This window comes from Candidatus Acidulodesulfobacterium sp. H_13, from assembly GCF_048541835.1.
Classification (GTDB): Bacteria; SZUA-79; SZUA-79; order Acidulodesulfobacterales; family Acidulodesulfobacteraceae; genus QIJE01.
Genome location: NZ_JBLEOY010000002.1, coordinates 561,887 through 587,935 on the forward strand (window position 1 = coordinate 561,887; position 26,049 = coordinate 587,935).

Consider the following 26,049-nt stretch of genomic DNA (forward strand, 5'->3'; position numbering starts at 1 on the left):
AGAATCTATTTCCATATTTTGATGGTATAAAGGTCGTCTCCCTTTTCCTCTGTTAAAAATTTATAGCCGGCGTCCTTTAGCCTCGGGTATAAATGTATCGGTTTTCTCTCGTGTGTCACGTACAGTGCCTCATCGTCTTTCAGGTTTTCAAGAATTGCAAAAATTTTAAGAAGAGGCTGCGGCGGTTCAAGTCCCCTTGCGTCCAATTCCGTGATATCTTTTTTATGGGCCAAATTCTTTAAGTCTTCGTCGGTAAATTCATTCTCATCTGCTTCTTCCGAAATCTTAAAGGATTCTTTTTCCGTTTTATCTCCTCTGAAAAATATTATTCTGAATCCCTCCGGTATTTTTTCCGTAGTATGTTCGAATCCTTTATTTTTTAAAACGGAATAAAGGGGAAACGGTTCAAAATCATTTATTAAATCTAAAACCTCGTCATTCTTTAATTGATTAACTGCCGTCATAATCTTTTGAAATGGGTCGGCGCCATTCTTAATGTCATCTCTTACGTCAAGTTTAACCCTTTTTAAATTGTCCATGCCTTCCATAATTATCAATCCTCATTTGTTTGTTTTGTCTATTTTATTGTGCGCATCTTTTCCATGATATCGCTCTTTTCGTCTTCGGATAGGTGCATACTCGCCATATTAAATAATATATTTTCTTCTTTATCTATATGTTCCGATAGAAGCGAAGCAAAGGAATTTCCTGCTCCGATAAGAGTGTTATAGTCTCCGTTAGTCTGATAATCGCCTATTTTCGCCTTGAACTCCGTAGAAAGTTCCCTGCTTTGTTCATGCTCTATAAGCATAACGTGTATAGGTCCGGTTTCTACCCCCACGTAATTTCCGAGAACCGGAAATAAAGCCTCTTCTTCCTTTCTAAAATGTGTTTCCAAGTCTTTGTCGATAAAAGAGGTTATTTCGTCAAGCTGGTTTATTAGATTTTTTCTAAGGTTATCCGATGAGCTTGAACCTATTTTTTTTAAATATCCGTCAAGATTATTTAAGACCCCTCTGACTGCTTCGTGTTCACTCCTTAAAGACATAATCGGGTCAAGATTTGTATCCATAACAAAAACTCCTTTTTATTAAAATTTTAAGTTGTTTATCCTGTAGATATACCATGATATATCTGTATTTTCTTAATTTTATCATATAATTATTTTATTGCAATGACAAATATCACAAAGATATAATATGAAGAAATATCGGCGGAATTTAAAAAATAAAAAAGTAGAAACTGTGGTATAATTTTACTTATAATAAATTTGGTAAATAGATAAGGCGTTATAACCAGAACTAATGAGAGTCGTGCGGTTATGCGGCAAGAGGGATAACAAATGGCAGAGATACAGGGTTGCGAGCTTCCGGAAAATTTATACTACGACATCGAAAAAGATGTGTGGGCAAAGCCTTTAGACGGCAATATTGTGATGCTCGGCATGACTGATGTGGCTCAAACGCAGGCCGGAAAGATTTTGCACGTAACATTTAAAAAAGTCGGAAGTATAGTTCGAAAAAGGGGTAATACGGCGACTATAGAAAGCGGAAAATGGGTAGGACCGATTCCGTCTCCGGTTTCCGGTGAGATAATAGAGGTTAACGAGGTTCTCTTAAAAGACCCTTTGCTCCTAAATATATCTCCATATGAAGATGCATGGGTTAGTAAAGTGAAGGCATCCGATTTAAGCGAATTGAGCGGTCTTTTAACCGGAAAAGAAGCGGTTGAAAAATACAGAGAGAAAATAATCAAGGATCAAATTCAATGCATGAGGTGTTCAAGCCAGTAATCAGCTGGATTTGACGAGTAAAATTTGTCAAGATTAAAAAGGGTATATTAGTATATATGAATGAGAAAAAGCATGATGTTATACTTCTTGTTTCGAAATGGTGCTCGGAGTGTGTTCCGGCGGATAATGCGTGGAAAAGGCTGTACGATGAGCGAAAAGATTTTAATTATAGATTATTAGACGTGGCGGATCCTGAGGGTAGGCGTATCTCAATTGATCTTTATATAAGAAGCGTTCCGTCCACGATTATTGATGGAAAACTCTCCTATGTCGGAATTCTCACCAAGGAAGAAGCCGAAGAATTATTGGATATGCCGTAAAAGACTATAAGAAGTCAGGTTTTAAACATTAGCTTTTACGGGAGGATTACCGATAATTATATAACCTGCAAATGCAACCGGCATATACAATACAATAAATCAGATACATATAGTGCTAAAAAAAGAATATCGGCGATAAGTCAAAAGTTGACTGGGGGGGGTGCGTTTATGCGATATTCATATGATTATTAATATATCTCAATTATCATATGTTTTTATTTAAAATAGTTAAAATTTGTAATTGATTTATTTATTCTAATATGTTAAAAAATATTAAGGCGTTAATTCATATGAATTAATTTCAAAAAATTACGAAAAAACGTGGAGGAAATGGCTATGAAGCAAACAAGATTAAAATTTTTATCATTATTTGTTTTAGGTTTCTTGCTGACATTCTTGATGGCGGGCAATGTATTCGCGGAAACTTACGGTGTATTTACCCAGATATCCGTTAACGTTCCCGGAAATGTTTCATCCGTAGTAAAAAAGGTTAAATCGGTCCTTAACAATAAAGATTGGAAGGTGATAGGCACTTTCAATACCGCACTTCCTAAAAACGATACTTATATTTCAACCGTAGTCGTTGCTGCAAACGCGGCTTATAATAAACACATGGTTGATAACGGCAATTATCCATTAGGTGCTTTCGGATTGCCCTTAAAGGTGGCGGTTTATACGACCCCTAATCATGGAATAGTCGTCAGCATGATTAATTTGCCTGCCGTAGCAAGGACTTTTTCCGGAAACTCTTATGTAAAATATGCAGTTAAGGCAAGTAACGGTTTAAGACATGCGATAAGAAAAGCGGTCGGCGGGACGCCTTCCGACCTCCAGTATGGTCCAATGCGGAGCGGAAGATTTCCCGGAGGAATAGGCGGAGGTTCTTTTCCCGGAAGCGTAGTCAATATTTCTAATCATCCCGAAAGCGCCGATGTAAACCTTAAAAGCATAACTAAGTTGGTACTAAAGGGTATTGAGCATAATAAAGGAAAATGGCAATTAATCTATAAAATAGAAAAACCCTCTATGGGATTCATAGAACTTGGCGTTACGAGAAATTCCACCGAGCGGCAGTCTATAGGGGTTGATAGCGGCGTAAGGGCAACGTCCCAATATAAATATCCGGGGATAGATCATAGCCCTGCTTTCCCTATAATAATACTTATTCATAAGAGCGGAAAACATATTAATGTTTCGATACTTGGAGAAATGTGGAGGATGAAGTATTATTTTGCCGATGCCGGATGGTGGGCATTTATGACGCATATGGGAATGCCCGGTTCAATTCAAGGTTCATTAAAACAGATGATTCTAAGCGGGTTGGCACACTAATTGCTTTTCTTGTAAAATATTAAAAGCATCCGATTAAATTTTCGTATTCTACGGAAAAAAATCGGATGCTTTTTTACATCATCCGCAATCGGAGTATCCGCAATCAAGGCATATCGTACAACCTTCCGCACGTTTTAAATTAGGGCCCCCGCATGAAGGACAAGCTCCTCTTTCTTGAATGGCATGGGTATGAGTGTCGTTATTCAATTCAATATGGTCTTGTTCGGATAGACTCTTCTCAAGGGCTTTTCCTATAGCATCGGCGCACGAATATATTATGTTAGCGCCAAAACCGTAAGGGATATTGCATCTTATTCCTTTTAACTGGTTAATTATTTCTTTAGTGTCTATCCCCGACCTTAGAGCCAAACTTACCATTCTGCCGGTCGATTCCGTTTGCGATTGAGCACATCCTCCGGATTTGCCTATTGAGTTAAATATTTCAAAGGGGTTTCCATTTTCGTCATAATTTATCGTTACATATAATGGTCCGCAACCCGTCGTCGTTTTAATGGTAACCCCGCGTATCATATCCGGTCTCTCTCTTGGCTCTATCTGCCTGCCGCTTTTTTTATCGGAAACAACCTGCTTTATATTATTTGCAGAATCGGATATCGGCGAACCGCAAGCAGGGCATGTTTGCTCGTTATCGGAGCTTTTATCTGTCGCCTTGCCGATCGTTAAGACCTGTTGTTCTCTTGAGCCGTCTCTGTAAACGGTTATGCCTTTTAAGTTTAGTTTATACGCAAGCATATAAACTTCCTTAATATCCTCTTTTTTTGCCGAGTTAGGAAAATTTACGGTTTTACTGACGGCATTGTCCGTAAACTTTTGAAATGCAACCTGAGTCATAACATGCCATTCCGGTGCAATGTCATGGGAAGTTATGAATATTTTGCTCAGATATTCATGGACATCCTTGGGTAGCAAGTCTGCCGGTCCCTCTTCGTAAGATTTTCCTATATTACCGTTTTCAACGATAAAATCAATTAATTCAGCCGAATATAATCCTGTATCTTCCAAAAAGTTCTTAAGGTTTTTGTCTATTTCTATTAAGGTTTGATTATCTAAGACATGTCTCTCATAAGCTAAGGCAAATAAGGGTTCTATCCCGCTTGAAGCGCCGGCTATGATGCTTATGGTTCCGGTAGGGGCGATAGTCGTTGTCGTTCCGTTTCTCATTGCACTGAAACCTCTTTCTTTCCAGAGTGAGCCTTCAAAATTCGCAAAACTACCCCTTGATATTCCTAATTCCTCTGATTTTAATTTAGATTCTTCGTCTATAAAACTCATTATTTTTTCTGCTATTTTAAGCGCCAATTTGCTGTTATACGGTATTCCTAATTTTAAAAGCATGTCGGCATAACCCATAATTCCAAGCCCTATCTTTCTATTAGAGAGCGTCATTTGCTCAATTTTCTTCAGAGGGTAATGATTTTTATCTATTACATTGTCCAAGAAATGAACTGCCGTATGAACCGTTTTTTTAAGCGTATCGAAATCGATAAGTTCGAGATAGTATGATAAAATTTCTTCCGGCTTTTTTTCGAGTCTTTCTATCGCCTCTTTGAAATTAAACCCATTATTTTTTTCTTTAATAAATTTTCCCAAATTGATTGAGCCTAAATTACAGGCTTCGTACCCAAGCAAGGGTTGCTCTCCGCATGGATTAGTCGCTTCTATTTTTCCGGCTTTCGGTATGGGATTAAGTTTATTTATTCTATCGATAAAAATAATTCCGGGTTCCCCGCTTGACCATGCCATTTCTACGATTGTATCAAAAACCTCTTTGGCATTCAGATATTTTACTATCTTGTTATTTCGCGGGTTTATTAAGGGATAATCCTCGTTTTTCAAGGCATGTCCTATAAAATCCTCGGTTATAGCAACGGAAATATTGAAATTGTTAAGCCTCGCGGTATCTTTCTTAGATGTTATAAAATCCATTATGTCCGGATGGTCCACCCTTAAAATACCCATGTTGGCGCCCCTCCTTGTTCCGCCCTGTTTTATTGCTTCCGTTGCGCTGTTAAAAACCTGCATAAAGGAAACAGGTCCGCTTGATACGCCTTTAGTAGAATGCACAACATCGTTTCTCGGTCTCAAATTAGAAAAAGAAAATCCGGTTCCGCCGCCACTCTGGTGAATTAGGGCCGTATTTTTTATCGTTTCAAATATTGATTCCATGGAATCTTCTATGGGAATAACGAAACAGGCGGAAAGCTGTTGCAATGATCTGCCCGCATTCATTAAAGTAGGAGAATTGGGCAGAAAACGGAGATTTAACATCTCCTCCAAAAATTTTTCTGCCGTTATTTGTGTATCTTTTTCTGTTCTTCCGTAACTTAAATCTGCTTCCGAAATATTCTTAGCAACCCTTTTGAATAGTTCGGTTACGGTTTCGATAATTTCACCTTTTTCATTTTTAGCAAGGTATCTTTTCTTTAAAACCGTTATTGCATTTTTGGAAAACTCTCCCGTAAATTTATCTTTAAGTTTATCCGCTTTATTTTTCATATCTGCCTCCCGGTATCTTTTTATGTTTTACGATAATAATTTTAAATTACACACAATATGTAGGTGTCATTCATATTTATATACAATATATTGCAATGATTTTTTTGTCAATAAGATTTTTGAAATTGTAAATTGTTTTAAAAAGATTTATAATCTTAAAGAACGAACATAAAAAATAAACCCGGAACGGGGATAAATTGTGAAATTATTTTAAGGTCTGCCAGCTTACGTTTTAATAATTATAATATGAATATTTTTTCGCACATTCTTACCACGGATGTAATAGTAAAGTCGGTTCTTCTCGTACTCCTTTTCTTCTCCTTGATATCGTGGGCGATTATACTTTATAAGCTTCACTATCTGAGTAAGGCAAGAAGGCAAGACAAAGAGTTTCTCGATATTTTTTGGGAATCTAAAAGGTTGGATTACGTATATACGGCTGCGGAAGGGTTTGATTACAGCCCTATAGCCTCCATGTTCAATGCTACTTACAGAGAACTTTTAAGTATTAAAAAAAAATCGGGGGAAGCAGGCAGATATGGGGATATAGACGGGGGAAGCAGGGAAAGAAATGGGGACAATCTGGCATACGTAGAGAGGGCTTTGAAAAAGTCGCAGCTTTCGTCTATCGCAAAACTTGAAGTTTCCCTTCCGTTTCTTGCGACGGTTGGATCTACCGCTCCTTTTATCGGTCTTTTCGGAACCGTTTGGGGTATCATGATGTCGTTCGAGAGTATTCAGGCGGCAGGAACCGCAGGTCTTGCCGTAGTCGCTCCGGGTATTGCCGATTCCCTCATTGCAACCGCAGCCGGTCTTTTTGCGGCAATTCCAGCCGTTATAGCATACAATTATTATTCAAATAAGGTAAGGTTAATGGTCAATGAAATGGCCGATTTCACGTACGAATTTATGACTATAATAGACAGGCAGATTTTATAAAAATAGAAATAAAAAAAAATGTTTACGCCTTTTAATGATAGGGAAGACAGGAGAAATCCGGCATCCAATTATAAACTGATGTCGGAGATAAACATTACGCCGTTTGTCGATGTAATGTTAGTGCTTTTGGTTATTTTTATGGTAACCGCGCCCATATTAGTTCACGGCATAAAGGTTAATTTGCCCCTTGCGTCCGCTCATCCATTAAAAGCTCCGGAAAAAACTATAGTCGTATCCGTAAAATCCAACGGAGAGATTTATATAAATAAGTTTAAGGCGAGTCTGCCGATTTTGACCAAAAAGCTTGCTGCTATATATAAAAATAGAAAAGATAAACAAGTATTTCTTAAGGCCGCTTCTTCGCTTTCGTATGGCTATATAATAAGTATTATGGCGGCGATAAAAGATGCCGGAATCACAAAGATAGGTATGGTTACCGCAAATCATAAACTATCAGGCTCAGGCAGGTAAGGTCCGTAATGCATAATGAAAATACTAAGGGCATAGGGATATATTTTATATATTCGATTATTTTTCATATTATTCTGATCGGTTTAATAGTTTATTTATCCGTAAGATACATACCTGAAATTCAGTCTATAGGTTCGAACGTAGTCGTAAGCGTAGTAAATAGGGTTCCGGGGCCTCCCGCTTCGGTTAGGCAAATAATCTATCCGCATAGACACAAGATTATCAGGCATATTCGCATTGTTCATAAAGTTTTTCGCGTTAAGGTACGGCGAGCCGTTTCCGGTAAAAAACATGTTTCCGTTAAGGTCAAACAGGTCAAGCGGCTTCATTCCGTGCCAACCGAAGTCGTTGCTCCGGCTCCAGTTCCGGTTTCCATCGTGAGCTCCGGTGCTTATGCCCGATTAAAAAATAGGGTAAGTCTGAATAATATTTACAGCAAGATGCAGGAATCTTTAATAAAAGGCAATATTCACAAGTTTCAGGGTTACGTTAATAAAATAGCTTCTATTATGATATCTAATTTTAATATATCGCTTGTCAAATATTTGCATTATAAATCTATTGTAGCTTTTCAAATATCCGAATCAGGTCGCATTTTCGGCGTCAGGCTTGTTAAGTCTTCCGGCAGTGGTTATTTCGATGCTCAATCGGTCGAAGCCGTTAAGCTGTCAAGCCCATTGCCTCCCCCCCCGAACGGATTCATGAAATACGTTAATTCGGAAAATGCAGGCGAGGGGGCGTTGATACGTTTTAATCCTAAGGAAATATTGAAAATGAGATGATCATAAATTAATTCATGAAGATGATACGATATATATCGTACAATACGACAAATAAAAGGGGAACAATATGGATAAAATGAAACGTTCGGGTTTATATTCCGGTTTCTTGTTGCTGTTATTTTCTTGCGGTTTATTTTTTTTATCTCCGGTAAACTCTTATGGAAAGGTATATATAAATATTTATGCCGTCGGAATCAAAAAAATTCGCGTTGCCGTGCCTGATTTTAAAAATAATTCTACTTATGGACAGCATCAAAATATTGCGAAAAAAATAGCCCGCATAGTAAGGCGTGACCTCTCTGTAATAGGATACTTTTATATAGTAAACCCGCTTTTGTATCTTGAAAATCCTCAAAAGGCGCCAGTAAACGCTTCTATGGTAATCTATTCCAATTGGAGTGTATTAAATGTTCAGTATTTGATAAGGGGTGAGTATGAAACCTCGGACGGTATTATAAAAATGAAAGCTAATCTTATAAGCATATATACGAGGAGGTTGCTATTTTCCGAAAAACTCGAGGGCACGGACGGTCAATATAGATTTCTTGCGAACGAATTTGCCGACGGCGTAGTAAAATTTTTAACGGGTATAAACGGACCGTTTACTACAAAGGTATTTTTTGTAGGAGAAAATAAGGGTTCCAAGAATATTTTTATGATGAATTTCGGGGGACACGAGGTAAAAAGGATTACGAGCGATAAAACAATAAATATTTTTCCTTCTTCCTCGCCGAGCGGCGATAAGGTTGCATATATTTCGTTCAAAGACGGAGATCCTGCTATTTTTATAAAAAATCTTGTATCCGGGATTACTGAAAAAATGAACCTTCCGGGACCGGCCGATTATGTGAGCTGGTCGCCTAAGGGAAATAAATTGGCAATTGCGCTTACTCCTAATCACTATGATACCGAGATTTATACTGTACGTCCGGACGGGAAAGACCTGAAAAGATTAACCGATATGGGGGGCATAAATACCTCTCCGTCGTTTTCTCCGAGCGGAAATAGGATAGCCTTTGTTTCCGATCGGGGGGGTAATCCTCAAATATACGTTATGAATTCAGACGGAAGCAATCAGCATAGAATTACCTATGATCACAGTTATTACAATACGAGTCCCTCATGGTCGCCGAACGGTAAAAAAATAGCCTTCGATTCTTTCGTAAAGGGAGTTCTTCAGGTATATATTATGAATCCGGACGGTTCAGGCGAAAGACGGATAACGAACACTCATTACAGTGCGGAACATCCGGCATGGACGAGGGATTCAAGAATTATCACCTTTGATACCGAGACGGAGGGAAGACAGGAGTTGTACATGATAGACGTTAACGGAAGCGGCATGGTGAGGTTGATGCCGGAAATATTTCCGGAGATGCAAAATTATTCCGATGCCGGATGGACGCTAAAGTCGCTCTATTGATATCAAATTTGCCGCCTGATTTATTGAAAAATATCGCTTTATGTGATAAATTTAATATAACGTGGCTTATGTGTAGCCGTGCATATCGCATGTAATTATGTACATAATATATATAATTGTTTTTATAGGGGAACAAGTTATGAATCGTAAAAATATTCTTAAGGTTTCTATTTTCACCCTGACTTCTTTATTGCTTGTTTCATTTGCATTATCGGGTTGTACACCCATAGAACCGGACATGGTGCGCCACCTATATATTCAGGTGAAAATGCTTAATAAAAAAACGGCTAAGTTATCGCAAAATAATATATATTTAGAGCAAGAGCTCCATGGAGTACAATTGAATCTGGCGAAACACGGAGTGCAGATATCCGGTTTAAACTCTAAAATCAGCGACATTTACGGAAAATATGAAAAAGAATCACATAATCTCGGTATCTTACAGAAAAAATTTGAAGAGTATCGCTTAATCGTCAATAGGAAATTGGTAAAATTACCAAAGCCGGCCGAAACACAACCTGCTTTGCCGAAAAAGGTTATCGCAAAAAAGATAGAGAAAACACCTGTCGTAAAAAAAGAAAATTTAACGGAACTTAATTTTAAAAAGGCTATGTCTGTTTACAATAAAAAAAATTATACAAAGGCAATTAAGGCGTTAAATGAATTTATAAATAAGTATCCGCAATCCGCTTATACTGCGGATGCCTTCTTCTATCAAGCTTGGGCAAATTTCAACCTGAAAAAGTATCCAGTTTCGATACTTGAATTTCATAAATTTTCTCAGGTTTATCCAAAAAATCACAATGTTCCTATGGCTATATACCTCCAGGGAGTAGGTTTTTTTAAGGTTTCCGATCCGTCCGACGCCGCTATTTTATTTCGTCAGGTTATCTCTAAATATTCCGGAACAAAAGCCGCCGAACTTTCTGCGAAGGCGCTCAAAGGGCTTTCTAAATAAAAAATGAGAAGTATTAAATATTGTTTAACGGTTGATGAATAATACTGAAATTATTAACTTGGCATTTGAATCCAGTTGCGATGATTTTTCGTGTTCCGTTCTTCTAAAAAACGAGAGAGGCGTAAAGATACTTTCTAATGTAATTTATTCGCAGGATTTTGTGCACGGCATTTACGGCGGTGTAGTTCCTGAGCTTGCTTCAAGAAATCATATTAAAGCCTCTCTGCCGGCATTAAGAATTGCGCTTGAGGAATCCGGAGTAAATTTAAAGCATGTAAATATTATATCGGCAACGGCGGGTCCGGGGCTTGTGGGTTCGCTGCTCATAGGGCTTATGGAAGCAAAAACATTATCTTTCGCGTTGAATATTCCGTTAGTTAAGGTAAACCACATAGAAGGGCATATATTTAGCCCGTTTTTAGAAAATCCGGAAATATTTCCTTTTATTGCATTGGTTATTTCAGGAGGACATACGCATATTTATCTCGTAAAATCTCATTCGGATATAAAGCTTGTCGGCAGGACAAGAGACGACGCCTGCGGGGAGCTTTTCGACAAGGTCTCCAATCATCTAGGATTCGGTTACCCCGGGGGCGGAACTATCGACAAGCTTGCAGAAAAAGGAGACAAAGACGCATTCAATTTTCCCCTCCCCATGCTGCACAGCCATAATCTCGATATGAGTTTTAGCGGGCTTAAAACCGCCGTTATTTCTACAATAAATAACCTTGGCGGTCCCGGCAAAATAAAGCAGGATACTATTTGCGATATTGCGGCATCCGTCAGGGAGGCGGTAGCAAAGGTTCTTTATAAAAAAATTGCAGATACCTGCGATATATATGGAATAGATATCATAATCGTTTCAGGGGGTGTTTCCGCAAATTCGAGAATAAGGACTATTTTTGCGGAATACGAAAGGAATAAAGGGGCAAAAGTACTTTTTCCATCTATTTCTCTTTCCGCCGATAATGCCGCAATGATAGGATATGCCGGTTACTTTAAACCGGCTGTAGACCCGGTTAAAAATAAAGAAGAGTTTTTAAATATTAATGCAGATTCTTCATGGGAATTATGAGTTATAGAAAAGCGGTTTTAGGACAGAATTTTTTAACAAATAAGAAAATAGCGCGGAATATCATAGACATATGCAATTTTTCCGCCGAAGACGACGTCCTTGAAATAGGTCCGGGAGAGGGCATACTAACGGAATTGATTATCGGAAATACAAAAACCTTTACGATGATTGAAATAGACCCCTTCTATTTTAATTTTATTAAGGGAAAATTTCATATTAGCGATAGTACTAATAATAAGAAGCATAACGGAATAAATATTGTAAACGAAGACGCCTTAAAGTATGATTATAGGGGTTTAAGTTTTAAATTATCTCCTAAAATAAGGGTGGTTTCTAACCTTCCGTATGAAATTTCCAGCCCCATTATGGATAGATTTATACGGGAAAAGGAAGTCATTGCGGATTTAACGCTTATGTTTCAAAAAGAATTTGCCGAAAGGCTATGTGCGAAAGAGAATGACTCGCAAAGAGGAGCCTTAAGCGTAATAATGGATATAAATTTTGAAATAACCAAACTTTTTGACGTCGACAAATCCAATTTTAATCCGTCCCCTAAGGTCGACTCGACCGTTTTGAGGCTAAATCCGAGATATCATGCCGATAAAAATTTTATATGGGCGGCAAACACACTGTTTTTTAGCCATTTTGTCCATCAAACTTTTAAATACAGAAGAAAGAAACTTAAGAATTCGATATACGCATCTTTTTTTGAAATGCCTCCGGACATAAAAAATAAAATCTTTACGGAATTAGATATAGATTTAAACAAAAGACCGCAGGAGTTGACAACAGTAGAATTCATAAATGCCGCAAAGGGGTACGACGATTATTTAAAGAGCAGGGGATAAAATCATTCCATGGAAAGAGTGGTAATTGCATTAGACATAGGTACGACCGGAAGCAGGGCAATTGCTTTCGATAAAAGCGCCGGTGCTATTTGTACTTCATATTCTGAATTTTCCCCGATTCATCCGGAACCCGCATGGGTTGAACAAAATCCGTACGATATCTTAAACTCGGCGGTCAAAGTTCTTAAAGAAATAATTGAAAAATGCAGCTCTTATGAAATTACGTCTATAGGAATTACGAATCAACGAGAAACCGTAATATTGTGGAACAGAAGAACGGGGAAACCGGTTTATAATGCGATAAATTGGCAGTGCAGGAGGACGGCCAAGGCTTGCAGGGACTTAACCGAATACAGCAAACTCGTGAAAGAAAAAACGGGTTTATTTTTGGACCCATATTTTTCCGCAACTAAAATTAAGTGGATAACGGATAATGTTGCCGGTGTTAAAAACTCGATTGAAAAAGGAGAAATAGCCTTTGGAACCGTCGATAGCTGGGTTTTATGGCATCTGACAGGGGGGAAAATCCATGCAACGGATTATTCTAATGCTTCAAGGACATTATTGTACAATATAAAGACATTAGACTATGATGCGGAGCTTCTTGAAATTTTCGGTGTTTCCGAGTCGATTCTCCCGAAAGTCTATAACAGTAATTTTAATTTCGGATATACGGAAAAAACAATAACCGGAAAATCCTTGCCGATAATCGGAATTTTAGGCGATCAACAGGCTTCGCTTTTCGCGCGATGCGGTTTTGAAAAAAACATTATAAAAAATACCTACGGGACGGGGCTATTTGTTATGATTGAAACCGGCGGTAAGATTTACGACTCCGATAAATTGGTTTCGACGATTGCCTGGAAAATAGATAAACTGCCGCATTATGCTTTAGAGGGCAGCATTTTTACCGGCGGCTCCATCATTCGCTATGTAAAAGATAATCTGAATTTTATCAACTCCTTGGGCGAATCTTCCGATATTGCAAAAAAATTGGTTTCTAACGGCGGGGTTTATTTTGTTCCTGCGCTAACCGGTCTCGGAGCGCCTTTATGGGATGCAGATGCGAGGGCTCTCATCATAGGTTTAACCGGTGCCGCCACTAAAGATCATATCGTAAGGGCAGCGTTGGAATCGTTGGCATATCAAACTATGGATGTTATCGCGGAGTTTAAAAATACCCTCGGGGATGAGATTGATTTATCCGGGTATAAATTGAGGGTTGACGGAAGGGCAAGCGAAAACGATTTTTTGATGCAGTTTCAATCCGATATTCTAAATATGGTTGTCGAAAAAACATTTTTTACGGAAATGACCGCTCTCGGGATTGCCGGTTTAAGTGCGGTAACTACGGGTTTTTGGACTGAGCGCGGTCTTTATAATCTCAAAAAAATAGAAAAATCATATAATCCCGCTATGGACGATAAAATTAGGAATAACTGTTACGACATGTGGAAAAAGGCGGTATCTAAATCGCTTAAATGGGCTTAGCGCAATGAGGGGAGACGGCGCAGCGTTTATTTTTGCTTTGACACTCGGCTTCTTATTGTAGTACAATATGACCGTTAGTATAGAATTAACAGAAATTAAATCAAAAAAATATCTTGCAAATCCTGCAAATTAATAAAAAGGCATAAATGAATTTTAACGGTTTTGATGTTTTTGCGGAATCTCAGGTGTTTAAGGATATTATAAAAAAAGAGGTTTCAAACCTCAATATCGCTTTTGTCTGTTTTTATGGTTCTATGAACTATAATTTGCAGACTGATAAAAGCGATATTGATTTTTTTATAGTTTATTATCCGACATTCGATAATTTTTATAATAATAAATTCGAGAGATTTTCCGTTATAGAAAAGGAGTATGATTACTTTATAACGCCGATAAACGAGTATATCGGTCATGCAATGAAAGGCAATGTAAAATTTATAGAGCCTATAATTTGCGAAACTATTTTTGAAGTTAAGGACTCTAAAGTCTTAAAAATGATAAATTCGCAAATGCTTGATAGGATAAAGAATTTTATACTAATAAATTTCAGGAGAAACTTTAATGCCCTTATGGGTATGGCCGGCAACAAGAAATTAAATGTGGAAAAGGGGCTGTATACTTCTAATACCTTAAAATATAAAGAAACATACGGATACGATATTAAAGAGGCGATAAATTCTCTAAGGATTCTTTTTTTATTAGATAATTACATTAAAACCGGCGAATTTTCTTTTGCGGTAAGCAGAAATTCCATCTATAATGATTTTGAAGATTATTTATTGGAGATAAACGAGAAGAAGATTACCAAGAATGACTATATGGAAATTATTCAAGAAAAAATGAGCAGCATATTGAGTACCTCCGTTGAAAACAAAATAGATTTATTAGAGGAAAAAATGGCCAAAATACGCATAGAAATGGAGACGAAGATTAAAAACGACGTTATGAGAATCTGCAGAGATAACGCCTGCTAAGTATAAAAATAATATATATAGTATTATGTATAAAATATTACTCAAATCTAAGATTCACAGGGCTAAAGTAACAGATGCAAATCTTGAGTATGAGGGTTCTATCTCCATTGACGAAGATCTATTGGAAAAAGCCCATATTCTTCCTTACGAAAAGGTTAACATCTGGGATATAAATAACGGCAATCGATTAGAGACATATGCGATTCCCTCCGTCAGGCATTCAGGAGACGTCATAGTCAACGGGGCGGCCTCCCGCTTGGTTCGGATGGGAGACATTATAATCATTGCCACCTTTGGACTTTATGATGAAAACGAGCTAAACGACTTTAAACCTGCATTAATTTACGTTGACGAAAAAAACCGCATAAAAGATGCGGTAAAATAACTTTGGTCAAGAAGTATTTTGCCGATTATATTTTTACATCGCCTTTTTCTTCTCCGCCATTTGTAAAAAACGGTGAACTTATAGCGGACGAGATATCGGGTAAAATTTTATCCGTTCGTAAAAATGGCGGCAGAAATCAATTTGTCGATAAATCGACACCAGGCTTCAAGACGCTGATTATACCGGGTATCATCAACTCCCATACCCATACCGACCTCACCTTTAAGCCGGATAATAAAACGCCGAAAATATTTTCTAAATGGGTTACTTCTTTAACAGAGAGAAGAAAATCTCTTGACGTTGCCGCCAAAAATGGGCTTAGGCTGAAGGCGTTTAAAGATTTTGTTAAAAGCGGCACTACGCTTATAGGTGATATAATAGGACAGGATTCATTCTATAATATGGATGATTTGCTTTTAAAGTCCAAACTTATTCCCAAGGTTAAGGGGTTTATCGAAATCAGGGGTATCGACCCGGATTATGCGCTTAAAAGAATAAGTGAATTTAAGGTGTTTTATAAGCGATACGTAAATGCCGTTAAGGAAAACGGGGGATACTTTTCAGCCGGTATCTCGCCTCATTCCGTATATTCCGTTTCGGAAAAATTGTTTAAAGAGATAATAAAAGAAAATTTGAAAATAAGACTTAAGATGGCGGTTCACGCATCGGAACATTCGGCTGAAACTCAATTCGTATCCGGTATGGGCGGGGATATTGCCGTTAATCTCTTGCCGGCATTTAAGCTGAGTAAATTTTCGAAACCGTTAAAGACCTTTTCGACTCCCATATCTTATTTAAATTATTTAAAAATTTTAAATAAAGATGTGTCGATAATTCATGCCAACGAGATCAACGACGAAGATATCGAGATCATAAAAAATTCGGGAGCCGGCATAATTCACTGTCCGAGGAGCAATGCTTTTTTTAATTCAAAAAAGCTTCCGTTAAAAAAGGTGTTGGAGAGCGGTATTTCGGTCTCGATAGGGACCGACAGCCTATATTCAAACAGGTCTTTGAGTATTTTAGATGAGCTTAAATATGCAAAAAAGATACATACCGACGTTTCATCCAAAGACCTGTTCTTAATGGCCACGGTCAATGGGGCGAGAGCGCTTTCTTTTCCGAACGTTACGGGTATGCTGGAATCTGCATGCAGTTGTGATTTCGTCGTTTTCAAAATAGATAAAAACATAGAAATAAACGAGGGTAATATTTATGATAATATATTGTCGCTTAAAAAAACAGATATAGTTGACGTTATAATAAACGGAAGGGTTATCCGATGAAAATAATAACGAGTATAGCTGAAATGAAGAGGGTTTCCGGGGGGTTAAAAAAATATTCGAGATCGGTTTCTTTCATTCCGACGATGGGCAAACTTCACGAAGGGCATATAAAGCTTATCGAAGAGGGTAAAAAATATGGCGAAGCGATTGTTTCCATATTCGTCAACCCGATGCAATTTGCTCCCGACGAGGATTACGACAGCTACCCGAGAGATTACGAGAGGGATATCGAAATATTAAAAAATTTAGGCATAAAATATCTATTTTATCCTACGGCAGATATAGTTGAAAATAGTGCTACATTTGTGATTAATCCCGAGTATTCCGACCGGCTTTGCGGTTTGTTCAGGACAGATCACTTTAGGGGGGTACTTACTATAGTAATGAAATTGTTTTGTATAATAACGCCGAATTTTGCCTTTTTCGGACTTAAGGATTATCAACAATACGTATTGATTAAAAAGGCGGCGGAGGATTTTTTCCTTGACGTAAAAGTCATTCCGGTAAAAACGGTTAGAGAAAAATGCGGGCTCGCTATGAGCTCGAGAAATGCGTATTTTAACGACTACGACAGGGGAATCGCAGGCAATTTTTACAAGGCATTAAAGGAAACGGTAGATTTATTCAACGCCGGAGAGAAATTGGGAGAAAATTTAGTCTTTTTTGCCATAAAAAAACTTATTAAAAACGGATTTAAAGTAGATTACGTTAAAATTACGGATAAAGACCTTAATATCAAAGAACAATCCGTTCGCAACGGCGATATTATGTTGTCCGCCGTAGAATTCAAGGGCGTAAGGCTTATAGATAATATTTTTTTTGAGACACTATTGAAAAAGTAGTTTTTCAGTATATACTTAGTATAGTAATATCTTCATTCGTCGGGTAAAAATAATTTATTTTAGAAGAGGCGATGGTAATGAAAAGCGGCTTTAAATTTGTTATTGTGTTTAATATTGATAAAACCGGAATAAAAACCGATAAAACAAATAAAATAATATATACGAAGGTTTCAGATAAAAAAAAGAAAGAAAGATTAGTAGAAAATTTAAAAAGAAGGGCGACGGATGAGAATGTAAAGTTTAATAAAAGAAGGCTTTCAAGTCTGTTTAATCCTGTTTTTGACGGGTTTATTCTGCTTTCCGGAGGGTTAAAATCAACGAAGTTAAGCGAAGAACGGCTTATAGATTTTTCCGGATTGTTTTTTAGAAAAATGGAAAAAGATTTTGGCGTTAATATTGTAAATTATAACTTAACGCATGTGAAAGGCGTAAATTTATTACATTTCGAGATATTCAACTATGATTTTGTTTCACATAAGGTTGTAAAGAGCGAATTTATAAAACCGAAAAACGTCAGGAAAATCGGTGAGTTTGCGGAAACAGTCATGAGCGGATATAATAAAGTTACCGAAAAAAGTAAAAAATCTTCGAATAAAGAAAAAAGAGCCGAAAATACCGCAATAAAAGCCGTTAAAGCAGGTAAAAATAAAAAGGTGGTTCGAGGTGCCGAGGAATTTGCCGTTAAGCCACCCGAAATTTGCAAAACGGTTACTGAAAGCAATATGGAGGAGCAGGTAGATTTAATCTCTTTAAACTGGAGGCTGTTAAGCCCGGCGGAAAATGTTCCCGTTTTAGAAGTTGGCGAACCGGAGGAAATAAGCCGTAACGATTGGGTCAGGATATACTTTCAAAAACCCAACGTGAGACAGGTCGTTTGGCGGTTCAAGCAAAAAAAGCAGGCCTTTTCCGTTTTAAGACCTACGCTTAGGGCATATGAGGGGGATAATATGCTGTGGTACGAAGCACTTGACGGTTTATCCGGCAGCAGATATATTATCTTTTCCGGTAATTTTGAATTATCTCAGACATGGGTAGAGATTGGATACTTAGACGATAAGAACGAGTTTATTTTTAGGGCGAGAAGTCCGATTTGGCCGCCGGATTGTTTAATAAAAAAACTGCCCGAATTGAATTTAGACACTAAAAGAAAAATACCGAAAAAAATAGTTCTTATAGGCGCCACAGAAAACATACATGGAAGCAGGACTCTCCCTGTTGATTTCACGAGTTCCGGTGTCGGTATAAATGAATGACGACATATAAGGTTTAAGACTGAAAAGGAGAAATTTAAAGTGAACGGCAAAAATGATAAAGCGGGGAAATGGTTGCCTGTTTTGCATTTTCATCTTCCTTTTGTGAGGCATCCGGAAAGCTCCAGGTATTTAGAGGAAGAATGGTATTTTGAAGCGGTTACAGAGACATACCTGTCCATATTAGAGTCCTTAGACAATCTCGAAAACGATAACGTGCCTTATAACCTTACGATATCCCTGACACCCACTCTTTTAAGCATGATGAACGATGATTTATTATCCGAGAGGTTAAAGGACTATGTAAGGGTACGCTTAAAGGTTTTGGGCGAGGAGGCTTTCAGAACGGAAGGAGACCCTGACTTTCATCCTGTGACGTTGTTTTACAGGCGTAGATATGAAAATTGGTACGAAAAAATAAAAAACGGGGGCGGCAAATATCTCATAGGAGAGTTTATCAAGCATTTTAACAAGGGGCACTTGGATATAATAACATCGGCGGCTACCCATGCTTTTTTAATCTCTATGGTTGGGGAACCGGAGGCGATAGCCGCACAGATTGAGTTGGGCGTGGATGCCCATAAAAACATCTTGGGTATTACTCCGAAGGGAATATGGCTGCCTGAATGCGGTTATACGGAAGGATTCGATGCAATTCTTAGAAAATATGGGCTTTATTATACGTTTTTAGATCAACACGGTATAGAAATGGCAAAGCCTACGCCGATAAACGGATGTTTTTCTCCCATCATTTCCCCTTCTAAAGTCGTTATGTTCGGACGTGATCCTGAAAGTTCGAGACAGGTCTGGTCCTCAAAGGAAGGATACCCCGGAACTCCGATTTATAGGGAATTTTACAGAGACGTCGGTTTTGATTTAGACTTGCCGCATCTTACGCCGCTTCGGCATGGAAGTATCAAGACGTTTACGGGGCTTAAGTATTATGCAATTACCGGAAAAGGCAGTTATAAAGAGGCTTACAGGCCCTCAGCGGCGAAGCGCAAGGCTTATGAGCATGGAGGACAGTTTGTTTATCGCAGGGAGATTCAATCGGGTTATTTAAAAGAATTTATAGACGAACCTATCATAGTGTCCATGTACGATGCGGAGCTTTTCGGTCACTGGTGGTTCGAGGGTCCGTGGTGGCTTGAATCCGTTTTTAGAAGAATGAACGAAAACAGATTTATTAAATCGGCAAAAGCAAAAGATGTTTCCGATCATACGCTTACCGAACTCAACGGATTGTTTAAAAAATATGGCGACGTCGGACCATCTTTCCCACTGCATATCTTAAAAGAGATAAACGAAAATAACGGAAAGAAGGGTATATTTATTGCTCAACCGGCATCGTCGTCATGGGGCGGAGGCGGATATTCAGAGGTATGGCTTAACGAAAAAAACGATGTAATTCAGCCATTTTTATCGGATTTAGCATCAAAGTTAATAGATATTTGCAAAAACAGTTATAATAATGTAAAATATCCCAAAGTTTTGAATCAAGCCGCAAGAGAGCTTGTTTTGGCCCAATCCAGCGACTGGTCGTTTATGCTTACTACCGGACAAGCCGTTAGTTATGCAGAAAGAAGGGTTAAGTCACATCTTGTTAGAGCCAAACGATGCATTCTGATGTCAACCGGAGAAGAGTCCTTTAATGCAGATTGGTTTGACGATATATCGGAAAAAGACAATTTATTTCCGTGGTTAGATGCAAGAGTCCTATACGGAAAAAACATATGTTAGCCTTTCAGGAAGGAATTGTAAATTAGATGAATTTAGTACTATGGTGGCATATGCATCAACCCGATTATAGGGATATAAACGGCGAGTTTATGCTCCCGTGGGTTTATCTACATGCCGTAAAAGACTACATAGACATGCCTTTAAATATAATTGCAAATCCGGGCATGAAGGCGAATATTAACATTACTCCGGTTTTAATAGATGAGTGGCAGGATTATAATTATCGTATAGAAAGGGCACTTGACGAAATGTTTCCCAATAAAGCGGCCTATGCCTTGCCGGACCCATTCTTAAGGCCGTTGCTCCTTAAAAAATTGGACGAGGATACAAAATTATGGATGTCGGTCCATTATAGATGGGCAAATTATGAACGGACGGTTTGCCGTTTTGATAATTATAAAAGACTATACGATATTGCATCGTCTAAGGCAAATCTTTATTACCTGAACGACTGCTTTTACTTTGACCTTTGCGTCTGGTTTCATCTTGCCTGGTGCGGCGAATGGATGAAAAGATACGACCCTGTCATATCTCTCCTTATCGCCAAGGGAAGCGGTTATACCTTGAAAGACAGGAGAATGCTTCTCGAAAGGCTTCTTATGTGGATGAAATACGGCTTAACGCTTTACGGTTTTCCGGGAATAAGGGGGGGTGTTGCTCCATCTTCCGTTCCTGAATATCCGGATTTTATTGAGAAGAATAAACTGGATGAATTAAACTTAAAAGAAAAAGGACAATATTTTATTACTCTTTCCCCGCATTACCATCCTATTATGCCCCTTCTTTTAGATGTCCATAGCGGGGCTATTGCTGCCCAGATGATGGACATCGCTTATGAGCCTGTTCATATGGATAGGTATGAAGAGGGAGATAAAAGTGCAAGAAGGCATATGGACTCGTTGAACCATTATTACAGTCAAAAATCCGGTGGTGGCAATATCAGGGCGCTATGGCCTTCCGAAGGGGCTATATCCTCGGAATCGCTTGATATTTTTAATGAATACGGAATAAATATTTGTGCAAGCGGCGAGGAACTTCTTTCTTCATCCGTCGGCATGGATGTTCACAAACCCGTGTTTAATAGGGGTAAAGATGTCGTGCCGCTTTATAGGGTTTACGCTTGGAAAGATACCGGTCTTAAGATAATTTTCAGAGATTCCGGGCTTTCGGACTTGATCGGATTTACCTATGGGGCGTGGCGTGGCGACGATGCGGCTAACGATCTGATAAATAAACTTAATTCCATAGATGATTTCGATAAAGGTTCTATAGTTTCCGTTATATTGGACGGAGAGAATGCGTGGGAATATTACTACGAAAACGGCTTTTATTTTTTAAACGATCTTTATTCCTTAATCAGTTCATCCGTTAAAATAAACCCTTTACTAATAGATGAAGTTTTGGCAGTTTGTGAATCTGATACACCGGATAACTGTTTTAAGCTTGACGGAATGATACCGGGTTCATGGGTAAACGGAAATTTAAGGATGTGGGTGGGCGAAGGACGAAAAAATAAAGCATGGATGATGCTAAACGAGGCAAAGAACGAGTTTTTAGATTCTGTTAATAATAAAAAAATCAGTAAGAAAAATATCGAAGCCGGCTTTAAGAATCTTATGGCGGCAGAGGGGTCGGACTGGTTCTGGTGGCTTGGAGAGGATAGCCCGCTTTCCTCTCAATCCTCCATGGAGAAGATATTTAGGAATCTCTTGGAAAAAATTTATATTATATCCGGCAAACCGGTTCCTGAATGTATATCGGAATCTTTATCATCCACAAAAAAAAATATAGCGGAAATAGGTGGAATTATGCAAAGGGGGCACTAACGATAATATAATGGTTAACTTTATTTTAGGTTTTCACTGCCATCAACCAATAGGAAATTTTGATTCCGTTTTTAAGAAGATCCACGAAAAATCATATAGTCCCCTTATAAGGACGCTTGCGCAATATAACGTCAATTTCTGCTTTCATGCCTCCGGAGTGCTCCTTGAATGGTGGGAAAAAAATGACCCCGAATTAATAAAAATCATTGCCGGCGGGGTTGAAAGGGGAGAAATAGAATTAATCGGCGGCGGGTACTATGAACCCGTACTTGCTTCTATACCGCAAGGCGACAGAATGAAGCAGCTTGAGATGCTCAGCGGGGCATTAAAAAGACTTTTCGGAAAATATCCGGAAGGGGCATGGATAACAGAGCGTGTCTGGCAAGTAGATATAATTAAAGATTTGACGGATGCAGGGTTAAATTATGCCTTTTTGGACGATGTTCAGTTTTTTCAGGCAGGCATATCGAAGGGCGGCATGGATAAAATTTTTAGGACGGAATATGACGGGGAATTTTTAGACCTTTTTCCTATACACGAGAGATTGCGGTATAAGCTTCCTTTTGCCGAACCGGACGAGTCTCTAAACGAGGTTTTATATGTAAACGGAAGGTTATCCGCCCTTTCCGTTATGTTCGACGACGGCGAAAAAATGGGGGGATGGCCGGATACTTATGAATGGGTTTACGGCAAAGACGGCAAAAAAGGCTGGTTAGATAATTTTATAAATCTAATAAACCCGGGCGAAAATAATCCTCCGGTTAAATTTGAGCTCCCATCGCGTATCATAGGTAATACAACCGAAAGAACGCCTGTATATCTGCCTGCTTCGAGTTATAGGGAAATGGGCGAGTGGACGCTGTCGGCAAAAAAAAGACATTACTATGAGATTATAAAGTCCAAAGATTCATCGGCGCCTTTGTGCGGCGGGATATGGCATAATTTTTTGACAAGGTATCCGGAAGCAAATTTGTTCCATAAAAGAATGTTGCATTTAAGTCGTAAAATAGATTATGCGGTTAAGACGTATCACAAAGATCTCAAGGAAGCGTCGGAAGAACTTTTAAAATCTCAGGCTAACGATGCATATTGGCACGGGGTATTCGGCGGAATTTATCTCCCTCATCTTAGAAGGTCTATCCGCAATGCCCTTATAAAATCGTACGTATTGTATAAAGACGGGATTAAAAAATGTATAGAAAGAGAGCTACACGACTTCGATATGGATGGAGAGAAGGAAATTTTACTCTCTAATGATTACTGGCTTATAATATATAAACCATCTTCCGGCTCGTTTCTTGCGTTGGATTATATGGAAAAAGACTTGATTCAGCCGCTTGGGGATGTTTTTTGTCTTCATGACGAGTATGATATTTCAAAGTTTAAAGGCAACGCTGAAAGGAACGGGAAGGAACGTGACGGAACCCCGCCCCAGACGATTCATAAAGGGGTAAAATATCCTTCAGATTTGTCGGAATCTGACTTAAAAGTATATTCGGATTTACTTCCGGCATTAGAGATGACGTTTAATGGCGGACGACTCTGTTTTAAAAACGAATTTATAGAAGAAGACGAAGTCAATAAGTCTATTTCCGTTAAGGCTCCGGGTTTTTTAAAAGGCGGCTTGGAATCAGACAATGATCCCAATAAAGCCTTTGCGAACTTAAGTATAAAAATAGGTAACTCAATTGACATCCTATTGGCTTCTAAGCCCGGGATTAAAGGGATTTTACGGATTATTTTGAGGTTTGCCGTTCCCGGGGGGAGCGGTCCATCGGTAAACGTTAACATCGGCGGCGAAATAAGGGGATTGAATAACTATATCGAAAAAGAATTTAATACTGATGCGGACAATGTTGCACATATAAGCGATTCTTTTTGGGGCGGAAAGATTATAGTAAAACATCGAGCGTCAGGCGGATTTTTGGAAAAATACAACCTTGCTCTCAGACCGGTAACTACTATTTCATTATCCGAAAAAGGATTTGAGCGTATTTTTCAGGGGATTGAGCTGGAGTATAGCTTTAATTTAACGCCGGAAGAGGATTTTAGTAGTATAATGATAATAAATATAGAAAAAATTGAAGGTCACGCTACTTGATTGCCGGGTAAAAAGGTCCGGTTTTAATTAATAGAACCGTGCGGAAATGGGACGGAATAAAAAATGGGACAGTTTAACAACGAAATATGGTTTGTCGGAGCGGAAATGGCACCTTTAGTTAAAGCTGGAGGTCTGGGCGACGTAATGGGCAGTCTGCCTAAGGCGCTATTAAAAGCAGGGATGAACGTGCGGGTTGTTATTCCCTATTATAAAAATATAATTCCGAAAGACCTGATGGAAGTAGAAAAAAGCTATCCCGCCGGAACAGTAAATTTCGGGGAAATTCCCTTTGAATTCGGAGTGAAGACCGGTTTTGCTTCGGGTGGTATTCCTTTGGTCTTAATAGAGCAGGGGCATTTTTTTAACCGTGAAGAGGTTTACGGAGCACACGGCGGCGCTGAGGGATACAAGGATAATTTATGGCGTTTTGCGATGCTTGCTCACGGAACGGCTTACGCTATGAAGATATTGGGAATTCCGCTTGTGGTTCATGCTCATGATTGGTCGGGAGGCTTTGTTCCGGCGGTTGTCAGGCAGACGTTAGGCGACAAAAGGGTGCATGTAGAAGGAGCCGGTGTCTTGAGTACAAAGTTAAGTAAACACATAAACGCAAAGGGACTGAGGCCCGCTTTGGTTTTTACTATACATAATCTTAGATATCAGGGGGTTTACGGTATCGATGATTTTTACGACATCGGTTTAGATTTTAAATATAATTCGTCTTTTGCCTATGAACATTTCGGGACAATTAACAGTTTAAAGGGCGGAATTAAACTTTCCGATGTTTTAACTACGGTGAGTCCTACATATGCATCCGAGATTACTACTCACAGTTTCGGTTTCGGGCTTGACGGAGAGTTAAAAAATCTTAAGGATGAGGGCAGGTTGAAGGGGATACTTAACGGGATAGACTTAGACTATTGGAATCCGAAAACCGACAATTTTATATATTATAATTTAAATTTGAAAAAAAATAGGTATAATCTTGAGAGTTATAAAGAGTGGAAAAATTTTAAGCTCAAAAATAAAAGGGCACTTTTTTCAGAAATCTCTATGCCGGTAAAGACAGACAAAAACGGAGTTCCTTTTCCTCTTATAGGGATAGTAAGCCGGTTAGCCGAAGAAAAGGGTATAAACGAGCTTCTCGATGCGCTTTTTAACTGGAATGATTTTCCGTTTCAGGTTGTTATACTCGGAAGCGGCGAGGATTATATCGAGAGAAAAGCAGGCCGTTTATCGGAGGTTTGCAAGGATAAGGTATATGCCCGGATAGGAAAGTATGACGAGGCGTTATCCCATAAAATATATGCCGCATCCGATATTTTTGTTATGCCTTCAAAATTTGAACCGTGCGGGTTATCGCAGATGATAGCCATGAGATATGGATGTGTAATTGCAGCCGGAGATACGGGGGGGCTTCACGATACGGTTTCCGATATCTCGGACGATAATATTGAAGAACCGACCGGAATACTTATTAAATACGTAGATGCGGCCGGCATTTCATGGGCGTTGGATAAATTATACGGCTTTTACATAAGCGACGATATCGGAAAATGGTGCTCTCTTATCGTTAATTCCGCGAATAGGTGCTTCGGCTGGGACGATTCGGCTAAAGTTTATGAAGATGTTTATTATTCTTTATTATAAATAACAAGTATTATTTTATAGTATAAAACGGGGACGTTGGAGTTAAA

General features: G+C 38.6%; 23 protein-coding genes. 20 read left to right on the top strand and 3 right to left on the bottom strand.

Annotated elements, in window-relative coordinates; all coding sequences use genetic code 11:
* Positions 1 to 5: 5 nt before the first annotated feature.
* Together ACMCNP_RS07245 and ACMCNP_RS07250 are read right to left on the bottom strand one after the other, a co-directional pair.
* Positions 6 to 548 (bottom strand): DUF2249 domain-containing protein, encoded by a 543-nt coding sequence (locus ACMCNP_RS07245; RefSeq protein ID WP_419315791.1) that lies wholly within the window; start codon positions 546 to 548, stop codon positions 6 to 8.
* Between the two features lie 29 nt (positions 549 to 577).
* Positions 578 to 1,072 carry a hemerythrin domain-containing protein gene (locus ACMCNP_RS07250; RefSeq protein ID WP_419315794.1) on the bottom strand — a complete coding sequence of 165 codons (495 nt, stop codon included), beginning with the start codon at positions 1,070 to 1,072 and terminating at the stop codon, positions 578 to 580.
* Between the two features lie 270 nt (positions 1,073 to 1,342).
* On the opposite strand from ACMCNP_RS07250, the gene ACMCNP_RS07255 reads away from it, so the two are divergent.
* The 3 genes from ACMCNP_RS07255 to ACMCNP_RS07265 all read left to right on the top strand — a co-directional run bounded on the left by ACMCNP_RS07255 (position 1,343) and on the right by ACMCNP_RS07265 (position 3,444).
* Positions 1,343 to 1,792: a biotin/lipoyl attachment domain-containing protein gene (locus tag ACMCNP_RS07255; protein ID WP_419315797.1), complete on the top strand. Its 450-nt coding sequence runs from the start codon at positions 1,343 to 1,345 to the stop codon at positions 1,790 to 1,792.
* A gap of 56 nt (positions 1,793 to 1,848) precedes the next feature.
* Entirely contained in the window at positions 1,849 to 2,112 is a 264-nt protein-coding gene (locus tag ACMCNP_RS07260; RefSeq protein ID WP_419315800.1) for a thioredoxin family protein, read from the top strand.
* Between the two features lie 336 nt (positions 2,113 to 2,448).
* Complete coding sequence (locus ACMCNP_RS07265; protein WP_419315803.1) at positions 2,449 to 3,444, top strand: hypothetical protein; 996 nt, start codon at positions 2,449 to 2,451, stop codon at positions 3,442 to 3,444.
* A gap of 78 nt (positions 3,445 to 3,522) precedes the next feature.
* On the opposite strand, the gene ACMCNP_RS07270 is transcribed toward ACMCNP_RS07265, so the two are convergent.
* On the bottom strand, positions 3,523 to 5,961 hold the full coding sequence (locus tag ACMCNP_RS07270) for a vitamin B12-dependent ribonucleotide reductase (RefSeq protein ID WP_419315806.1): 2,439 nt from the start codon (positions 5,959 to 5,961) through the stop codon (positions 3,523 to 3,525).
* 246 nt (positions 5,962 to 6,207) lie between these two features.
* Between ACMCNP_RS07270 and tolQ the strand changes: the two genes are divergently transcribed.
* The 17 genes from tolQ (at position 6,208) to ACMCNP_RS07355 (ending at position 26,002) form a co-directional block, all read left to right on the top strand.
* On the top strand, positions 6,208 to 6,900 hold the full coding sequence (gene tolQ / locus ACMCNP_RS07275) for a protein TolQ (protein ID WP_419315810.1): 693 nt from the start codon (positions 6,208 to 6,210) through the stop codon (positions 6,898 to 6,900).
* A gap of 18 nt (positions 6,901 to 6,918) precedes the next feature.
* Complete coding sequence (gene tolR / locus ACMCNP_RS07280; RefSeq protein ID WP_419315812.1) at positions 6,919 to 7,371, top strand: protein TolR; 453 nt, start codon at positions 6,919 to 6,921, stop codon at positions 7,369 to 7,371.
* An 8-nt stretch (positions 7,372 to 7,379) separates the two neighbouring features.
* Entirely contained in the window at positions 7,380 to 8,153 is a 774-nt protein-coding gene (locus ACMCNP_RS07285) for a TonB family protein (protein ID WP_419315815.1), read from the top strand.
* A 67-nt stretch (positions 8,154 to 8,220) separates the two neighbouring features.
* On the top strand, positions 8,221 to 9,576 hold the full coding sequence (locus tag ACMCNP_RS07290; RefSeq protein WP_419315818.1) for a hypothetical protein: 1,356 nt from the start codon (positions 8,221 to 8,223) through the stop codon (positions 9,574 to 9,576).
* Positions 9,577 to 9,715: 139 nt separating this feature from the next.
* Positions 9,716 to 10,534, top strand: coding sequence for a tetratricopeptide repeat protein (locus ACMCNP_RS07295; protein ID WP_419315821.1), 819 nt, complete (start codon positions 9,716 to 9,718; stop codon positions 10,532 to 10,534).
* Between the two features lie 34 nt (positions 10,535 to 10,568).
* Positions 10,569 to 11,609: a tRNA (adenosine(37)-N6)-threonylcarbamoyltransferase complex transferase subunit TsaD gene (tsaD, locus tag ACMCNP_RS07300; protein ID WP_419315824.1), complete on the top strand. Its 1,041-nt coding sequence runs from the start codon at positions 10,569 to 10,571 to the stop codon at positions 11,607 to 11,609.
* Positions 11,606 to 12,457, top strand: a complete 852-nt coding sequence (gene rsmA, locus ACMCNP_RS07305) for a 16S rRNA (adenine(1518)-N(6)/adenine(1519)-N(6))-dimethyltransferase RsmA (protein WP_419315827.1) — start codon at positions 11,606 to 11,608, stop codon at positions 12,455 to 12,457. Before tsaD ends, rsmA begins: the two co-directional genes overlap by 4 nt.
* A gap of 9 nt (positions 12,458 to 12,466) precedes the next feature.
* Complete coding sequence (gene glpK / locus ACMCNP_RS07310; RefSeq protein WP_419315830.1) at positions 12,467 to 13,948, top strand: glycerol kinase GlpK; 1,482 nt, start codon at positions 12,467 to 12,469, stop codon at positions 13,946 to 13,948.
* Between the two features lie 146 nt (positions 13,949 to 14,094).
* Positions 14,095 to 14,922, top strand: a complete 828-nt coding sequence (locus ACMCNP_RS07315) for a nucleotidyltransferase domain-containing protein (RefSeq protein WP_419315833.1) — start codon at positions 14,095 to 14,097, stop codon at positions 14,920 to 14,922.
* 25 nt (positions 14,923 to 14,947) lie between these two features.
* Positions 14,948 to 15,307 carry an aspartate 1-decarboxylase gene (panD, locus tag ACMCNP_RS07320; protein ID WP_419315836.1) on the top strand — a complete coding sequence of 120 codons (360 nt, stop codon included), beginning with the start codon at positions 14,948 to 14,950 and terminating at the stop codon, positions 15,305 to 15,307.
* Positions 15,308 to 15,309: 2 nt separating this feature from the next.
* The gene (locus tag ACMCNP_RS07325; protein WP_419315839.1) at positions 15,310 to 16,593 is read left to right on the top strand and encodes an amidohydrolase family protein; all 1,284 of its coding nucleotides are present in this window, start codon (positions 15,310 to 15,312) and stop codon (positions 16,591 to 16,593) included.
* A complete protein-coding gene (panC, locus tag ACMCNP_RS07330; protein WP_419315842.1) occupies positions 16,590 to 17,435 on the top strand; it encodes a pantoate--beta-alanine ligase in 846 nt (281 codons plus the stop codon). The genes ACMCNP_RS07325 and panC overlap by 4 nt, the downstream gene beginning before the upstream one ends.
* A 77-nt stretch (positions 17,436 to 17,512) precedes the next feature.
* Positions 17,513 to 18,688, top strand: a complete 1,176-nt coding sequence (locus tag ACMCNP_RS07335; protein ID WP_419315844.1) for a hypothetical protein — start codon at positions 17,513 to 17,515, stop codon at positions 18,686 to 18,688.
* Between the two features lie 39 nt (positions 18,689 to 18,727).
* Positions 18,728 to 20,425: a glycoside hydrolase family 57 protein gene (locus ACMCNP_RS07340; RefSeq protein WP_419315848.1), complete on the top strand. Its 1,698-nt coding sequence runs from the start codon at positions 18,728 to 18,730 to the stop codon at positions 20,423 to 20,425.
* A gap of 26 nt (positions 20,426 to 20,451) precedes the next feature.
* Positions 20,452 to 22,251, top strand: a complete 1,800-nt coding sequence (locus ACMCNP_RS07345; protein ID WP_419315850.1) for a glycoside hydrolase family 57 protein — start codon at positions 20,452 to 20,454, stop codon at positions 22,249 to 22,251.
* Complete coding sequence (locus ACMCNP_RS07350) at positions 22,226 to 24,352, top strand: alpha-amylase/4-alpha-glucanotransferase domain-containing protein (protein ID WP_419315853.1); 2,127 nt, start codon at positions 22,226 to 22,228, stop codon at positions 24,350 to 24,352. Before ACMCNP_RS07345 ends, ACMCNP_RS07350 begins: the two co-directional genes overlap by 26 nt.
* A 63-nt stretch (positions 24,353 to 24,415) precedes the next feature.
* Positions 24,416 to 26,002 (top strand): glycogen synthase, encoded by a 1,587-nt coding sequence (locus ACMCNP_RS07355; RefSeq protein ID WP_419315856.1) that lies wholly within the window; start codon positions 24,416 to 24,418, stop codon positions 26,000 to 26,002.
* The last annotated feature ends 47 nt before the right edge of the window (positions 26,003 to 26,049 follow it).

Excerpts from the sequence above, each read along its gene's own strand:
- ACMCNP_RS07345 (WP_419315850.1), top strand. The coding sequence starts at position 20,452 with ATGAATTTAGTACTATGGTGGCATATGCATCAACCCGATTATAGGGAT.
- rsmA (WP_419315827.1), top strand. The coding sequence starts at position 11,606 with ATGAGTTATAGAAAAGCGGTTTTAGGACAGAATTTTTTAACAAATAAG.
- glpK (WP_419315830.1), top strand. The coding sequence starts at position 12,467 with ATGGAAAGAGTGGTAATTGCATTAGACATAGGTACGACCGGAAGCAGG.
- tolR (WP_419315812.1), top strand. The coding sequence starts at position 6,919 with ATGTTTACGCCTTTTAATGATAGGGAAGACAGGAGAAATCCGGCATCC.
- ACMCNP_RS07250 (WP_419315794.1), bottom strand. The coding sequence starts at position 1,072 with ATGGATACAAATCTTGACCCGATTATGTCTTTAAGGAGTGAACACGAA.
- ACMCNP_RS07335 (WP_419315844.1), top strand. The coding sequence starts at position 17,513 with ATGAAAAGCGGCTTTAAATTTGTTATTGTGTTTAATATTGATAAAACC.
- ACMCNP_RS07260 (WP_419315800.1), top strand. The coding sequence starts at position 1,849 with ATGAATGAGAAAAAGCATGATGTTATACTTCTTGTTTCGAAATGGTGC.
- ACMCNP_RS07285 (WP_419315815.1), top strand. The coding sequence starts at position 7,380 with ATGCATAATGAAAATACTAAGGGCATAGGGATATATTTTATATATTCG.
- ACMCNP_RS07290 (WP_419315818.1), top strand. The coding sequence starts at position 8,221 with ATGGATAAAATGAAACGTTCGGGTTTATATTCCGGTTTCTTGTTGCTG.
- ACMCNP_RS07245 (WP_419315791.1), bottom strand. The coding sequence starts at position 548 with ATGGAAGGCATGGACAATTTAAAAAGGGTTAAACTTGACGTAAGAGAT.
- ACMCNP_RS07355 (WP_419315856.1), top strand. The coding sequence starts at position 24,416 with ATGGGACAGTTTAACAACGAAATATGGTTTGTCGGAGCGGAAATGGCA.
- ACMCNP_RS07315 (WP_419315833.1), top strand. The coding sequence starts at position 14,095 with ATGAATTTTAACGGTTTTGATGTTTTTGCGGAATCTCAGGTGTTTAAG.
- tolQ (WP_419315810.1), top strand. The coding sequence starts at position 6,208 with ATGAATATTTTTTCGCACATTCTTACCACGGATGTAATAGTAAAGTCG.
- panD (WP_419315836.1), top strand. The coding sequence starts at position 14,948 with ATGTATAAAATATTACTCAAATCTAAGATTCACAGGGCTAAAGTAACA.
- panC (WP_419315842.1), top strand. The coding sequence starts at position 16,590 with ATGAAAATAATAACGAGTATAGCTGAAATGAAGAGGGTTTCCGGGGGG.
- tsaD (WP_419315824.1), top strand. The coding sequence starts at position 10,569 with ATGAATAATACTGAAATTATTAACTTGGCATTTGAATCCAGTTGCGAT.
- ACMCNP_RS07255 (WP_419315797.1), top strand. The coding sequence starts at position 1,343 with ATGGCAGAGATACAGGGTTGCGAGCTTCCGGAAAATTTATACTACGAC.
- ACMCNP_RS07270 (WP_419315806.1), bottom strand. The coding sequence starts at position 5,961 with ATGAAAAATAAAGCGGATAAACTTAAAGATAAATTTACGGGAGAGTTT.
- ACMCNP_RS07295 (WP_419315821.1), top strand. The coding sequence starts at position 9,716 with ATGAATCGTAAAAATATTCTTAAGGTTTCTATTTTCACCCTGACTTCT.
- ACMCNP_RS07265 (WP_419315803.1), top strand. The coding sequence starts at position 2,449 with ATGAAGCAAACAAGATTAAAATTTTTATCATTATTTGTTTTAGGTTTC.